Source organism: Pectobacterium aquaticum (genome assembly GCF_003382565.3).
GTDB classification, from domain to species: Bacteria; Pseudomonadota; Gammaproteobacteria; order Enterobacterales; family Enterobacteriaceae; genus Pectobacterium; species Pectobacterium aquaticum.
In genome coordinates this window covers 4,301,552-4,317,082 of the sequence record NZ_CP086253.1, presented here as the reverse complement: position 1 = coordinate 4,317,082, position 15,531 = coordinate 4,301,552, and the positions used below count along the sequence as shown (strand labels likewise).

Here is a 15,531-nt window from a genome sequence, read left to right as displayed (position 1 = left end):
CTACAGTCCTTGGTTTAGTGCGAATGTGGGTTCAGTGTGAATATGGGGAGGGTGAAAACGGGCAAAAGCCGGGTGTTGCTGTCCGGGGATGGCCTCGATGAGTTCACGGGTATAGCGATGTTCGGGCTGGGCGAAGATCTGTTCCACCGGGCCGGATTCAAGCTGCTTGCCGTGGTACAACACGGAAACGGTATCGGCGATCTGGCGTACTACCGCCAAATCGTGCGAAATGAACAGGTACGTCAGCCCCAGTGATTCCTGTAGCTCGGTCAGTAAACGCAGAATCTGCGCCTGCACGGTGACATCCAGTGCCGAAACGGCTTCGTCCAGCACCAGTACCTGTGGTTCAAGCACCAGCGCCCGGGCGATGGCGACACGTTGGCGCTGTCCGCCGGACAGTTCACGCGGCTTGCGTGATAGCAGCGCGACGGGTAGGGCAACGCACTCGAAAATCTCATGAATTTTTCGTTCCCGCTGCGCGGCGGTATGGCGATTAAAATTGCGCAGCGGTTCCTCGACGATGTCATATAACCGCTGTGACGGATCGAGTGAGCCAAAAGGGTTTTGATAGACCAACTGAATTTTCTGCCGGAACTGACGTAGCGCTTCACCTTTCAGGTGAGTGATGTCGGTGCCGTCGATCAGAATGCGCCCGGCGCTGGGGTGATGAAACCCGAGCAGGCTGCGCGCCGTGGTGGTTTTACCGGAGCCGGATTCGCCCACAATGGCGTGCGTTGTGCCGCGTGCCACGCTGAAAGAGACGTCATCCACCGCCCGAAAATGTTCCCCTTTACGGCCCGACAGGGGAAAGGTCTGCACCAAATTTTCGACCGAGACAATAATGTCAGATGCAGATGTAGGGGCACGTTGTGGACGTGGGCTTGGGTTTAGCGACGGAACATTCGCCAGCAGCGTGCGGGCATAGTGGCTTGCGGGCGCGCTTAATACCTCAAGCGTTGGGCCTTGCTCCTGAATGTAGCCGTTCTGGAAAACCAGCAGGCGATCGGCACGTTCGGCGGCGGCGCCCAGATCGTGAGTCACGAACAGCACCGCTGTGCCATTTTCGCGCCGCAGTTCATCAAGCAGATCGAGAATACGTTTCTGCACCGTGACATCCAGCGCGCTGGTAGGTTCGTCAGCAATAATCAACGCGGGCTTCAACGCAATCGCAATGGCGATCAGGACGCGCTGTTTCATACCGCCGGACAGCTCGTGCGGGTACTGTTTCGCCCGCAGTTCCGGCTGGTTTAGTCCCACGCGCTCCAGCAGCGCCAGTGTTTTCTGGCGGGTAGTCTGGCGATCTTCCCGCTGGTGAATCCGCAGAATTTCATCCACCTGCTCGCCGATGGTTTGCACCGGATTCAGTGAACTGGTGGGATCCTGCGGGATCAGGCTGATCTGCGCACCGCGCACGCTATCCAATCGTTTTTGCGACCAGCCGCTGATATCCACGCCGTTTAGCCGAATGGCGCCGCGCGTTAACCTGCCGTTCTCGGCGAGTAAACCGATGACGGCCTGAGCGGTAGTCGTTTTCCCTGAACCGGATTCCCCTACCAGCGCCACCACTTCACCGGGCTGAATATGGAAAGAGACGCCTTCGACCACCGTCTGCTCGCGATCGTCACTGCGATAGGCAATCGTGACATTCTCCAGAGCCAACACGGGCACGGCAGCACTGGTTTGTAAGCTGGCTGACAGGCTCATCGTTCCGTCCTCCTGATCGACTGGCTGATACGGTTAGCGGACAGCACAACTAACACGACAATCAGGCCGGGGAAGGTGGTTAGCCACCAGGCGGTTGCGATGTAGTTGCGGCCTTCGGCGATCAGCAGACCCCATTCCGGCGTGGGCGGTGGTGCGCCATAGCCGAGGAAGCTCAGCGTGGAGATGGCCAGAATCGCGCTGCCGAATTGCAGGGCGGCAAAGGCGAAAACGGTAGTCAGTGAGTTCGGCAGAATGTGTCGCCACAGCACGCTGAAAAAGGTGCCGCCGCTGCCATAGGCGGCTTCGACGTAGTCGCTGTGGCGCACGCGCAGCACTTCTGAACGCACCAGTCGGGTAAAGCTGGCGACGGAGGTGACGCCCACGGCAATCGCGGCGTTAACCGTGCCGAAACCCAACAGGATGATGACGCTCAGCGCCAGCAGCAGGCCGGGAATGGCAAGCAAGACATCGATACTGCGCATCACGACGCTATCCAGCCAGCCGCCAACGGCACCCGCCAACAGGCCGAACAGGCTACCGAGCACCAGACCTAGCCCGACGGCGATAAACGCGCCGGAAAGTGAGTGCACCGCGCCATAAACAATGCGCGCATAGAGATCGCGCCCCAGCTGGTCGGTGCCGAGCCAGTAGTCGGCGTCAGGTGCCAGCCGCTGTGCGCCTGCGATACCTTCCGTCGGGCTATAGCTGGTAAACCAGCCGGGAAACAGCGCCCAGAGTGCGACGGTCAGCATAACCAGCCAGGCCAGCGCCAGCCCCGGCTGAAAGGCGTAGCGACGCAGAAGCGGTCGCTTGCGCAGAAGAGGAAACGTGATTTTTTCCAGTTGTACGGTAGTCATAGCGTGGCTCCTGGCGTTCTTTTCAGGCGCGGATCGAGAAGGGGATAAAGCAGGTCGACGACCAAATTGACGACGACAAAGGCGGCGGCGGAAATCAGCACGATGGCCTGTAACACGCTGCTGTCCTGATAGTTCACGGCTTCTTGCGTCAACTGACCGAGCCCGTTACGTCCAAACACGGTTTCGGTAATCAGCGCCCCCGCAATCAGCTCGCCCAGCAGCAAACCGGCGATGGTCAGCGTGGGCAGCATCGCGTTACGGGCGATATGTCGCCAGAGCACGCCGCTGCGGCTGGCTCCTTTCGCACGGGCTACCGCAACAAACGGCTGGGTTTGTACCTGATCGATGCTGCGCATCAGCACCTGAGCGAGCGGGGCGGAGATCGGCAGCGCCAGCGTCAGAACAGGCAAAATCAGCCCTTCCCATTCGCCGGGGTTAATGACGGGAATCAGCCCCAGACGAAAAGAAAAGATCTGAATCAACACAATGCCGAGCCAGAAGGTCGGCACGGAAATAAACAGTGATGGCAGCGATTGCAGTGCGGTTCGCAGCCACTGAAACGGCGTCAGTGTTGATAAGAACGCAAGGGCGAACGCCAACAGCCCGGCGGCGATGAAACCCAGCACCGCGAGCAGCAATGTAGGCGGTAGATTGGCGGCAATCAGCTCGGTGACCGGCACGCCAGCCTGAAGAGAGAGGCCGAGATCGCCACGCAGTATCTGGGCTATCGCATGAAAATATTGCGTGAGCACCGGCGTATCGGCACCGTAGGATAAACGCAGCTGCGCGATCTGCTCGGCGCTCAGGCCGAGCTCTGGGTTTTGAAACTTGATCAGTACGGCATCACCCGGCATCGCCTGAAGCAGGATAAAAGACAGGGTGAATGCCGCCCACAGGACGAGCAGTGCCTGACCGATGCGCAGTGCCAGATATCGGTTCATGATGATCTCCTCCCTCTTTCTTCTGTGTTACTTATCCAGCCAGGTGTTGTAAAAGCTGGGGCGACCAACGGCTTCAAACGCGATGCCTTTTGTGGTTGGCGCGCCCGCAAACACCTGCGGCTCTTCAAAAATAGGAATGACGTAGGCCTGATCGATCAGGTAGCTCTGCACCTCTCCGACCAGCGCCAGTCGCTTGCTGCGGTCGGTTTCAGCGGCGATGCCATCCAGCAGCGTATTTAGGTGCGCATCGACAAAGGTGTTCACCTTGTCGCTGGAGCCGCCTTTTTGCAGCAGGACGTTGCGTACCGTCGGGTAATATTGGCTTTTCAGTACATCCGGGTCGGCACGGCCTACCATCGCTGGAGCAACGCCCGTTTTCAGCGGATCGAGGCTATCGACGGTCTTGCTGCCTGCGTCACCCGCCAGCACGTTCAGCTTCACGCCGACTTTTGCCCACTGCTGAGAAACCAGCTGTAAGGTTTCTTTGTTCTGCGGCTGCGGCAGGGATTCATAGGCGGTTAGCTCCAGCGTTTTGCCGTCTTTCTGTCGCAATCCCTGCGAACCGGTTTTCCAGCCTGCTTCATCTAACAGTTTGTTGGCCTGAGCGGGATCGAACGTGAGTTTGCTGGAGAGATCGACATAGCCCGCGGCGGTTTTAGCCAGCGGTGACGTGGCCTGTGGGTAGTTGTCCGAGAACAGCGTATCAATGATCTCTTTGGTGTTGGTGGCGTGCAGCAGCGCTTTACGCACGCGAATATCGGCGACCAGTGGGTTATCCGGGCGGAATACGACGCTGTTATTGACGCCGCGTGTCGGTGGGGCATAAAGATTGAAGCCCTGGCTCTGCACCCGCTTCTCATCATAGGCTTGGATCTGACGAATGAAGTCCGCCTGACCCGATACCAGCGCGCCAATACGCACGCTGTCTTCTGGGGTGACCAGATAGGTAATACCGTCCAGATAGGCGCGCCCCTGATGCTTCGATTTAACCGGTGCCCAGTTGTAATCCTTACGGGCGGACAGTTTCAGTTCCCGCCCTAGCTTCTCGCTGCTCACCACGAACGGGCCGGAGCCAATAATGTTTTTAGCATTGCCTAACTGATTGAAATTGCGCTCCAGCGTACTGAGGGACACCAGACCGGAACCGATGGTCGCAGTACCTTGCAGAAAGCCCGGAGACGGCTTCTTAAAGTAAAACTTCACCGTGAGCGGATCGATGACTTCACTGCGCAGGTAGTTATTGATGACCTCAGAAATCGGCTGGTTGAGTGCCGTATTTCCCAAGCCGTAGGTATCGATGTTTTTCGCTACTGCGTTGGCATCCAGCGGGGTGCCGTCAGAGAAGCTAACGCCGGGACGAATCTTGAACGTGTATTCGGTGTTATCCGCGTTAATGGTCCAGGATTCCGCAATCCACGGTTCGACCTCCAGCGTTTCTGGGTTCTGGTACGTCAGTTTATCGGTGATCTGGTTGAGGATGCCGCCGTTCGGATAAAACCCGCCCGCGGGCGTATAGAGATTGGTGTGCGCCTGCTGCTCCAGATAAATCAGCGTGCCGCCGATTTTCGGCGCGTCGTTCGCTGCCTGTGCGCCCAGCGCACCACCCAGAAGGAGCAATGAGGTAAAAATAGTGAGTTTCTGATGAGGATGCAAAAAAGTCGCCACGATGGTTTTCCCTACATGTGATGGTTTTTATTAAATTTGTTTTTTATCAGGTGAATATGCGTATCGATTACGTCCTGAAACGGGGAATACGGCAGAAGACGTTAACCGTTCGTTACAGCCGATATTTCCATAGGCGGTAGGAAACCGCAAAGAACAATACCGGTATTGGTTATCCAGTTTTTAGTTAGGAAAAAGCGTGGTTTTTGCGAGAAATCGCCGCGTTTCGCGTGTGATGATGGGCTTGGTGAGTGGGGAAAAGCAGCGCTGCGAAAGTGTCGTCGCAGCGCTAAGGTCGATCTAGGGTTATTTCAAAACCTGCGGATTCACGCAGTTTTCTTTTACCTGACCGCTCAGGGCGGCAATCAGGTTGTCAACGGCGCAGGCAGCCATGCCGTAACGGGTTTCGTGTGTGGCAGAGCCGATATGCGGCAGCGCCACCACGTTAGGTAAATCCAGCAGCGGAGAATCGACGGGCAGCGGTTCTTTGACAAAAACATCTAGGCCCGCGCCCTGAATGGTTCCTTTCACTAAGGCTTCCGTCAGCGCCTCTTCATCTACGACGGCACCACGACCAATATTAATCAAAATGGCGCTGGGTTTCATTTTTGCCAACTGTTCGCGGCCAATGAGATGGTGCGTTTCCGCCGTAAGCGGCAGCGTGATACAGAGAAAATCAGACTCGGCTAATAGCGTATCGAGATCGCAGTGACGGGCATTAAAACGCTGCTCCGCTTCGGCGTGATGGCGGCGTGCGTTGTACAGAACCGGCATGCTGAAACCAAAGTGGGCGCGTTGCGCGACGGCCAGACCAATGCGGCCCATCCCCAGAATACCGATGGTTTTATGGTGAACGTCAGTGCCAAACCAGTCGCTGCCGACGCCCCCTTTCCATTCACCCGCTTTGACCCGCTCAGCCACTTCCACGACCCGACGTGCGCTGGCGAGCATCAGTGCCAGAACTGTATCCGCCACCGTTTCCGTCAGCACGGTCGGGGTGTGCATGAGAATCACCCCTTTTTCATTCAGCGCGTCGACGTTAAAGGTGTCATAACCGACTGAAATGGTGGACGCCGCGCGTAAACGCGGTGCGTGTTGCAGGAAATCTTTATCGACTTTACCACCGGAACCAATGATGCCTTCGGCCGTTGCCAGAGCGGGGTGGTCGAGTGAGGGAAAGGCGTCAAGTTCAGTGACGGTGAAGTGTTGGTCTAAACGAGCGCGTAGATCGTCAGCCACTTTTTTATACAGGATAACGCTAGGTTTCATCACAAACTCCAGCAGATTAAGGAAGTTAACGTAGAAATAGCTCATCGAATAATCGCGTAGCTGGCGAGAGACTGCAAGCGATACCGGCCCGCATCTGCCCAAGGTTAACCGCGATTAATGGGAAGTCTGCACGATTGATGTGATGAGCAACCGCCTCATCGCACACACACAGGATGTTCCTGTTCCCACTGCATGATCAGCGCCGTGGCCTGTGTATCCTGATTGACGTTTTCCTCCACGATGACAAATCCCTGTTTATGGTAGAACCGGCAGGCGCGCGTATTCTGCTGATACACTTCCAAGCTGAGTAAGGGGTACTGTGCCTGAACATGCTGGATCAGCGCTGTACCAATCTGCTTGCCATAATAGGCGTGTTCCACAAACAGCGCGCCGATGAACCGTGCCTCCAGCACGCTGATAAAGCCGATGAGGCTCCCTTGTTCCTCATAAACCCAGGTTTGCGACTGGGGAATATAGATCTCACGTACCGCGCTGGCACTTTCTCGCCAATAATCTTCACGAATAAACGGATGCGCCAGCGTGGTACTTTTCAGCCAAAGCTGCATCAGCGGTTCGAGATCGTGGTCGCGGTAAGGTCGAATCATGAGGGGCTTTCCTGATGACAAAAGCAGTCGGTGACATGGTCGTTGACCAATCCACCCGCCTGCATGAAGGCGTAACAGATGGTTGAGCCGATAAATTTGAAGCCACGTTTCTTCAGGGCTTTGGACATGGCATCTGAAACGTCCGTTTTGGCGGGCACCTCGGCGAGCGAAGCGGGGTGATTGAGATGCGGTTGGTGTTCGACGAAAGACCAAATGAAGTGCGAGAAACTCTCTCCCTGACTTTCCATCGCCATCCACGCTTTTGCATTGGTGATAATCGCCTCGATTTTTCCTCGATGGCGAATAATGCTGCTGTCCTGCACCAGTCGCTCGACGTCATCCTGCGTCATCTGTGCCACTTGCTCAGGGTTGAACTGGTGAAAGCAACGGCGATAGTGTTCGCGTTTTTTCAGGACGGTAATCCAGGAAAGACCTGCCTGCTGGCCCTCCAGACACAGTAACTCAAACAGCTTCTGGCTGTCGGTGCAGGGTTTCCCCCACTCGTTATCGTGGTAATCCTGATATAAGGTGTCTTGTGTAACCCAGCCGCAGCGTTGCATACCTTTCCCCTGATTATGTTGAGCCGTTCATTGTAAGGCAGTCTGTCGCAAGTCGGGGTCGATCATGGCATTTATGTTGCTGTATATGCAACCAGTGTTTTGCGGGTGTGCTCGCAGATATGAAAGGTCGTTTGCGGATGGGGCAGAAAGTCGTCGCGGAATCATGAATAATGTTTCGCCAACAGCTCAGGGCTGTTCATTCGCTCAGGGCTGTTCAATCGATCATAAGAAAAGCAATACCTAAATAATTCGAGTTGCGTGAAGGCGGCAACCGCGCGAGTCCCCAGGAGCTTACTCAGGTAAGTGACTGGGGTGAGTAAGGGCAGCCAACGCACAGGCAGCTTGAAGTATGACGGGTATAGATTAATTTGTTTTTACATAGTGCAATAACGACATAAGCGTTTGTTATCATGAAGTAAAGCAATCTGATTCATGCTGACCGTTCGAGAATAATCATTTTCAATATCATTTAATTAACTATAATGAAGATATTGCTTACGCGGTACTAACAACACAGTGCCGTAACATTTTTTTTACCATGGAGATGCTAAACATGAGTTATTCACTGCCATCGCTGCCTTACGCTTATGACGCACTGGAACCGCATTTCGACAAAGAAACGATGGAAATTCACCATTCCAAACACCATCAGGCTTACGTCAATAATGCTAACGCCGCGCTGGAATCTCTGCCTGAACTGGCTACATTGTCTGCTGAAGAGCTGATTGCTCAACTGGACAAAGTTCCTGCGGAGAAAAGAACGGCACTGCGTAACAACGCGGGTGGTCACGTTAACCATAGCCTGTTCTGGAAGGGCCTGAAAGTCGGCACGACGCTGACTGGCGACCTGAAAGCGGCCATCGAACGTGATTTCGGCAGCGTTGATGCGTTTAAAGAGAAATTTGAGCAAGCAGCAGCAACCCGCTTCGGTTCTGGCTGGGCGTGGCTGGTACTGAAAGACGACGGCAAACTGGCCGTCGTGTCTACTGCAAACCAAGATAGCCCGCTGATGGGTGAAGCCGTTTCTGGTGCGTCTGGCTACCCAATCGTCGGTCTGGACGTATGGGAGCACGCTTACTACCTGAAATATCAGAATCTTCGTCCAGCTTATGCTAAAGCATTCTGGAACGTGTTGAACTGGGACGAAGCCGCTGCGCGTTTCGCTAGCGCGAAAAAATAAAGCCGTTGAGTGCCTGATACCATCAGGCCTCTTCTGCATTTGAATATAAACTGGAATAACAGTCTGTTATTCCAGTTTTTTATTATCCCTACCTCGATGCCGAGCAGCATGTACGTTGGCATTCCTCTCTCACTGGCGCATAAAGTTTCGGAGTAACGTGCCGATATCTATTGCAGGTTTTTATCATGTTATTGTGCAGGGATAAGCTTGGTAAGCGGTAATCCGAGATGCTAACACCGCTAAATACGTGTGCATCAGGATAGTGAATTCGACTCAATACGATATAGTGGTGGGATGTGATGACGATGAATTTTGATAATCTAAAAGTCGGTAAAAAATTAGGATTAGGTTTTTTCCTGATTCTGCTGATGACCATGGTAATTGCCGGTGCGGGCATTATGCATATTGGCTCGCTGAAAGACAGTATTGATAAAGTGAATTTAAGCAACAATATCAATGATGAAATTAACCAGGCTAAATATTACCGCGCATTATACGGCACCACCTATAATCCTGATGATATAAAAAAGAACGTTGAACACATTGCCAACGTCAGTAAACTCGCTGAAAAGGCAAAAGAATTTAACTGGTCAGAAAGTGATACCAAGAAAATAGCCAGTATCCCCACATTAATTTCCAGCTATCAGGAAAAACAAAATAATTATATTAATGCAGTGGGAAAAAAGGATGCCGTCAGAAAAAGCTGGAATATCTCAACAACAGAAAAACCGCTAGAGCAGCTTAACGATCAATTAAAGACAGACAATAACAGTACTACTCTTCAATTATTACTTTCTGATCTGAACCAAAAACTCATTTCCGTTCGCTACCACGTTCGTGGCTTATTACTGTCTACCAATAAAGAATCCGAAGAAAAACTGACGGATGCCATCAACGCAGCACAAACGTCATTGACCTTCCTGTATCAAAGCCTGTCTGCCGAACAGCGTGAAACGCTGACACCCGTCCTGACGATCATGAATACCTATGAAGAGCAGGTTTTGGCCTATATGCCAGCCTATCAAGAGGAAATGGCGCAGGCGGGGCAAATGCGGGTGGTTGCCGATCAGTTAAATACCGTTATCACCTCACTCCTCAGCGATCAGTTAGCGGCTTCACAGGCAGACATTCGTAGTGCCACGCTGCAAATGAGCATCGCAACACTGATTACGCTGCTGCTTGGTCTGCTGATTTCCTGGTTTATTTCACGTCAGATTACAACACCGCTTGGCAACACATTGAGCATGGCTGAAAAAATCGCAACAGGCGACCTCACCATGTCCATCAACACGACGCGTAAGGATGAGCTGGGTCAGTTGATGAGTGCAATGTCGAAAATGAATGACAACCTGCACAATATGATCGATGACATTCGCGTCGGCGTCAGCCAGATTTCTAACGCGTCCAGCGAGATCGTCGCGGGTAATACGGACCTGTCATCACGTACCGAGCAACAGGCCGCTGCCGTTGAGCAAACTGCCGCCAGCATGGAGCAGCTCACCGCGACGGTTAAGCAAAACGCAGATAACGCACACCACGCTAACAAGCTGGCAATCAGCGCATCTCAAACCGCAAAACAAGGCGGCGAGCAGGTGAATAATGTGGTGCAAACCATGACGGCGATTGAGAGCAGTTCTAAGCGTATCGCGGAAATCACGTCCGTCATCAATAGCATCGCCTTCCAGACTAACATTCTGGCATTGAACGCCGCAGTCGAAGCCGCCCGCGCCGGTGAACAAGGCCGCGGCTTTGCTGTGGTTGCCAGCGAAGTCCGTAGCCTTGCCCAGCGTAGTTCACAGGCCGCGAAGGAAATCGAAGGCCTGATCTCTGAATCGGTTACCCAGGTATCACGCGGAGCGACGCTGGTTGGCAATGCCGGTAAAACGATGAATGATATCGTCATCTCTATCACGCAGGTGCATGACATCATGGGTGAAATTGCTACCGCATCGGATGAGCAAAGTCGCGGAATCAGCCAAGTTAGCCAGGCAATTGTTGAGATGGACAGCACCACGCAGCAGAACGCCGCACTGGTTCAACAATCCTCTGCTGCTGCCGATTCGTTGGAAGAGCAGGCGAGACTGCTGAAGCAGGCCGTTTCCGTCTTCCGTCTGGCAAGCACGCCACACGATGACACTCCAGCGGGTATCGCGTTTGCCGACCAAACGCATCGTCTGCGCGCGCCGCGCTAATATCAACAACCGTACCAAAAACGACAAAGCCCCTGTTAAACAGGGGCTTCATCAACGAATCCATCACCAGCATCGGTCTGCGCAGAGAAGAAACCTCAGAACGGTTTCGGCGCGAAGCCTGTCATCTCTTTTAAACCCATCTCGCGCCCCAATGCCGTCATCGGGTGCACCACCACCAAACCGCGAACGCTTTTCTTCAACGTCCCCATATCAGCCTGCTCTTTTTTAGTAATCGCACGTTTGAAAGGCAGGTTCGCCAGTTTCTGTGCTTCTTCACTGAGCTTCTGTTCTCTCACGTTACGCAGGCGCTCGATTTCAGCTGTTAGCTTCTCGCAGGCCTCCAGATTGAGGGCGATTGCTTCAGCATCACCTTGTTCCAGCAGCGTGGTCTGCTTACGCGTCAGCTTATCCAGTTGGTCGCTAAGGCGTTTGATCTCTGCTTTTTCCTGCTCTTTCATAAAAGATAACCTATATAACGGGAGAATAATGCGGGGCACAGCATACACTATACGCTAAATAATTCGAGTTGCGTGAAGGCGGGAACCGCCTGACATGACGCATGTGACGTAATATAGCGGAATGGGATTAAAACGCCTTTTTCAGACTGATTTGCGCAATCAATGTGGTCAGGGATAGCACCAACGTGGAGCGCACCATCTGCTGATAACGCTGCTGTTGCATACTCACCAAAAGCGGATCGGCGTCGTCTGCCGGCGGCAAAGCGGGTTCTGTAGGCAACGTCGCCACGCAGTGCAGCTCGCCGATAGGCCCCAGAATTTCATCATCGGTAAAACGGTAATGCCGCTCGTCATGTGCCAGCTCTTCGCCCAGCGCCATTAACAGTTCCGCATCTTCGTACTCTTTACGGCTGATCATTCCCAGGCCATAAATCAGTTTCAGGCGCACGGAAAGGTCGCCCAGCGGGCCCGTTCCCATCATCAAGGGTTCAACGGCATATTTCACCGCATAGTCATCTTTACGGAACACCTGCAACATCAGGATACTGACCGCGTCAGCCAGCAGCTCAACGGCGCAGAGCATAAAGTCGCGCACAGTCTTCCCTGAGTTCAGCGCTTCCAGAACCCGGTTTTCAAACGCCTGTGTTTCTTCCATCGTCACTTCTCGACCCTTTAACCCCGCCCGCAGCATCCCCATCTCGGCAGCATGCTTACCGGCAGGTGTGGCGACATCCTATCCCCGACGTCGCCCGTATACCTTACACCGTGTCGAAAAGACCACACCTGCATGATGACGAGAGACGCCGATTACTGCATGGCGTTATACACATTCACTGCTTGCGCGACAACCTCACTGTCAGCATCTAGGCCAGAAATCTGCACCAGCGCCGCCTGCGGCCCCTGAGTGCGGATTAACTCAGCCAGTTCCAGCGCCTGCGGATCCTGTTCACTGCGATAATGCATCGCGGCAGCAATGCCGATAATCAGGCTCTCATGCGGCAACTGGTATTCCAACGTTCCGAGCAGCGGCTTGATCAAACGATCACCGGCACTCAGCTTGCGCAGCGGCTGACGGCCAACGCGCTCTACGTCATCGTGCAGATGCGGGTTTTCAAAGCGGCTGAGAATCTTGTTGATATAGGCAGCGTGCTTCTCCGCATCAAAACCGTAGCGCTTGATGAGTACCGCACCGCTCTCTTCCATTGCGCCTTTGACCACGGCTCTGACTTTCGGATCGAGAATCGCATCGCGAATCGTTTGATGACGCGCCTGCTGGCCGAGATAGGCCGTAATCGCATGGCCAGTGTTCAGCGTGAAGAGCTTACGCTCAACAAACGCCATCAAATTGTCGGTCAGTTCCATACCGGGAATCGCTGGCGGTTCACCGCAGAACTGGGTTTTATCGACAATCCATTCGCTGAAGGTTTCTACCGTCACCGCCAGCATATCCTCGCTACCGGCTTCGGAAGGGGGAACGATGCGATCCACGGCGGAATCCACGAATCCCACATGCTCAACAACCCATTCCTGATGGCCTTCCGGCAGCAGTTTCAACACATGCTGTTTTAACTGGCTGGTGCCACGCACCATATTTTCACAGGCAATAATGTTCAACGGCCGGGTATTGCCGTCGTTATGACGCTTAACCAGCCCCTGAGCGATAGTTCCGGCGATTTTTTCCAGAATCTGCGGCCCCACCGCGGTCGTCACCAGATCGGCTACAGCGATCAGCGCAACGGCATCCTGGCTGCCGCTGTGAACGGCGCTAACGTTGCTGACGGTATCAACCTGCGTGTTATCACCGACAATCCGCACCGTGTAGCTTGTGCGGCTGTTCAGGGCATCCAACAGCGGCTGATTGACGTCAGCGAATGTCAGTTCGACGTTGGCATCGGCCAACAATTTCCCAATAAACCCACGGCCAATATTACCCGCGCCAAAGTGTAATGCTTTCATGAGACATAACCTTAAAAAAACATAAAAAGAGGCCGCCCGCAGGCGGCCCTAGCCACATCAATTAGGCACTCTTTTTACCGGAGAGTAAGTCGAGCACTTCCTGAACATCCTGGGTCTGTGCCAGACGTTCAATGACGGCATCATCATCCAGCGCATTGGTCAGACTGGTGATGACCTGAATATGTTCGTTGTTGCGAGCGGCAATACCGATAACCAGACGCGCAACCTCATCGTCTTCAGCGCCAAAGCGAACGCCTTCAGGATATTGGCAGAAGACAACGCCCGTTTTCAGCACGCGGTCTTTCGCTTCAATCGTACCGTGCGGCACAGCAATCGATTCGCCCAGATAGGTGGAAGTCAGCTTTTCACGTTCCAGCATCGCTTCAACATACGCAGGCTCGACATAGCCGCCTTTCACCAGTTGCTCACCGGCGAAACGGATTGCCTGCTCTTTGTCTGTCGCATGCTGATTCAGGAACACATTGCCTGCACCCAATTGGAACAAGTTAGTCTGTGCGTCGGCGACAGCGGGTGCTGGCGTCGCGACGGCTTCAGACTTCACGGCACCCTGTGCTGCGGTAAGACGTGACACCAGATCGCTATACAGACCGCTATCAAGGAAGTTGGTCAGCGAAATGTGCTGTGCCTGCGGCGCATGGCGCATCGCACGTTCGGTCAAGTCGCGGTGCGTAATCACCAGGTCGACATCCTCCGGCAGACTATTGATCGCGCTGTTAGTCACCGAAATGTTGGTCAGCCCGGCATCCTGAACTTTCTTGCGCAGCACACCCGCACCCATCGCGCTGGAACCCATACCAGCGTCACACGCTACGATGATTTTACGCACGGTGCTCATATCACCGCTGACACCGACATTAGTCGCCGTGCCTTTAGAAGACGCTTTCATTTCCTGCATGCGGCGCGTTGCATCGCCCAGGTCTTCTTCTTTTTGCTTGGTGCTTTTCAGCAGAATCGCCGACACAATGAAGGACACCGCGAAAGCCGCCGCAATAGCTGCAAGGTTAGCGAAGTAAGCGCCTTTTGGCGTCATCGCCAGCACCGCCAGAATGGAACCTGGAGACGCAGGAGAAACCAAACCGCCGCCCAGTACGCTCAGCGTAAACACGCCGGTCATCCCGCCCAGAATCACCGCAATAATCAGACGCGGATTCATCAGCACATAAGGGAAGTAGATTTCGTGAATCCCGCCCAGGAAGTGGATAATCGCCGCACCTGGAGCTGACTCTTTCGCGTTACCACGACCGAAGAACATGTACGCCATCAGCACGCCCATACCCGGGCCTGGGTTCGCTTCGATCAGGAAGAAAATAGATTTGCCAGTTTCCGTCGCCTGCTGAATGCCCAGCGGTGAGAAGATACCGTGGTTAATGGCGTTGTTCAGGAACAGAATTTTCGCCGGTTCAACGAAGATAGACGTAAACGGCAGCAGGTTGTTTTGTACCATCAGGTTAACGCCGGAAGCCAGCACCTGAGAGAAGACTTCAACTAGCGGACCAATTGCCAAAAACGACAGGATTGCCAACAACATACCGATGATACCGGCAGAGAAGTTGTTGACCAGCATTTCAAAGCCGCTCTTGATTTTACCGTCGACCATACGGTCAAAACGTTTGATCGCCCAGCCGCCCAACGGGCCCACAATCATGGCGCCGAGGAACATCGGGATATCGGTCCCGACGATCACACCCATCGTCGTAATGGCACCCACGACACCACCACGCTCACCGAATACCAGACGTCCGCCGGTATAACCAATCAGCAATGGCAGCAAATAGGTAATCATCGGACCGACGAGCTTCGCCAATGTTGCATTGGGGAACCAGCCAGTAGGGATAAACAGCGCGGTAATAATACCCCAGGCGATAAATGCGCCAATGTTGGGCATCACCATATTACTGAGGAAGCGACCAAAGTTTTGCACCTTGATCTTAATATCTGGTGAAAGCATAAAAACACACCCCTATTGAAACGCGCTGACAATAAGAGCGCGTGGTAATTATCGTGAGACGGCGTGGCAATAAAACACCGATTACCACAAGAAGACGTCCGTCATTATTACTGTATGCAGCGCGGACTCTAACACGCTGTTTTCATACCGCAACTCCATAGCGGTAACGTGACAAAAA

13 protein-coding genes are annotated in these 15,531 nt (G+C 53.8%); 2 read left to right on the top strand and 11 right to left on the bottom strand.

Translation table 11 applies throughout. The features are described 5' to 3' along the window. The 7 genes from DMB82_RS19975 to DMB82_RS19945 form a co-directional block, all read right to left on the bottom strand. Window positions 1-1,704 carry a dipeptide ABC transporter ATP-binding protein gene (locus DMB82_RS19975; RefSeq protein ID WP_116163883.1) on the bottom strand — a complete coding sequence of 568 codons (1,704 nt, stop codon included), beginning with the start codon at window positions 1,702-1,704 and terminating at the stop codon, window positions 1-3. After that, window positions 1,701-2,561, bottom strand: a complete 861-nt coding sequence (locus DMB82_RS19970; RefSeq protein ID WP_116163885.1) for an ABC transporter permease — start codon at window positions 2,559-2,561, stop codon at window positions 1,701-1,703. Before DMB82_RS19970 ends, DMB82_RS19975 begins: the two co-directional genes overlap by 4 nt. Then, window positions 2,558-3,502, bottom strand: a complete 945-nt coding sequence (locus tag DMB82_RS19965; RefSeq protein ID WP_010296559.1) for an ABC transporter permease — start codon at window positions 3,500-3,502, stop codon at window positions 2,558-2,560. Before DMB82_RS19965 ends, DMB82_RS19970 begins: the two co-directional genes overlap by 4 nt. Window positions 3,503-3,529: 27 nt before the next feature. Further along, a complete protein-coding gene (locus tag DMB82_RS19960; RefSeq protein ID WP_116163887.1) occupies window positions 3,530-5,167 on the bottom strand; it encodes a TIGR04028 family ABC transporter substrate-binding protein in 1,638 nt (545 codons plus the stop codon). Window positions 5,168-5,470: 303 nt separating this feature from the next. Beyond that, entirely contained in the window at window positions 5,471-6,433 is a 963-nt protein-coding gene (gene ghrB, locus DMB82_RS19955) for a glyoxylate/hydroxypyruvate reductase GhrB (RefSeq protein WP_116163889.1), read from the bottom strand. A 155-nt stretch (window positions 6,434-6,588) separates the two neighbouring features. Next, a complete protein-coding gene (locus tag DMB82_RS19950) occupies window positions 6,589-7,038 on the bottom strand; it encodes an N-acetyltransferase (protein WP_116156293.1) in 450 nt (149 codons plus the stop codon). After that, window positions 7,035-7,598, bottom strand: a complete 564-nt coding sequence (locus DMB82_RS19945) for a DNA-3-methyladenine glycosylase I (RefSeq protein WP_102118758.1) — start codon at window positions 7,596-7,598, stop codon at window positions 7,035-7,037. The genes DMB82_RS19950 and DMB82_RS19945 overlap by 4 nt, the downstream gene beginning before the upstream one ends. A gap of 553 nt (window positions 7,599-8,151) precedes the next feature. Here DMB82_RS19945 and sodA point away from each other — a divergent pair. Together sodA and DMB82_RS19935 are read left to right on the top strand one after the other, a co-directional pair. Beyond that, window positions 8,152-8,778, top strand: a complete 627-nt coding sequence (sodA, locus tag DMB82_RS19940; protein ID WP_102118757.1) for a superoxide dismutase [Mn] — start codon at window positions 8,152-8,154, stop codon at window positions 8,776-8,778. Between the two features lie 299 nt (window positions 8,779-9,077). After that, window positions 9,078-10,970, top strand: coding sequence for a methyl-accepting chemotaxis protein (locus DMB82_RS19935; protein WP_107332108.1), 1,893 nt, complete (start codon window positions 9,078-9,080; stop codon window positions 10,968-10,970). Between the two features lie 95 nt (window positions 10,971-11,065). Here DMB82_RS19935 and DMB82_RS19930 read toward each other — a convergent pair whose 3' ends face one another. The 4 genes from DMB82_RS19930 to DMB82_RS19915 form a co-directional block, all read right to left on the bottom strand. Next, a complete protein-coding gene (locus DMB82_RS19930; RefSeq protein WP_102118755.1) occupies window positions 11,066-11,428 on the bottom strand; it encodes a YibL family ribosome-associated protein in 363 nt (120 codons plus the stop codon). 127 nt (window positions 11,429-11,555) lie between these two features. Further along, complete coding sequence (locus tag DMB82_RS19925) at window positions 11,556-12,119, bottom strand: MltR family transcriptional regulator (RefSeq protein ID WP_133306653.1); 564 nt, start codon at window positions 12,117-12,119, stop codon at window positions 11,556-11,558. Between the two features lie 116 nt (window positions 12,120-12,235). Further along, complete coding sequence (locus tag DMB82_RS19920; RefSeq protein ID WP_116163891.1) at window positions 12,236-13,384, bottom strand: mannitol-1-phosphate 5-dehydrogenase; 1,149 nt, start codon at window positions 13,382-13,384, stop codon at window positions 12,236-12,238. Window positions 13,385-13,445: 61 nt separating this feature from the next. Further along, a complete protein-coding gene (locus DMB82_RS19915; RefSeq protein ID WP_116156296.1) occupies window positions 13,446-15,353 on the bottom strand; it encodes a PTS mannitol transporter subunit IICBA in 1,908 nt (635 codons plus the stop codon). Window positions 15,354-15,531 lie beyond the last annotated feature (178 nt).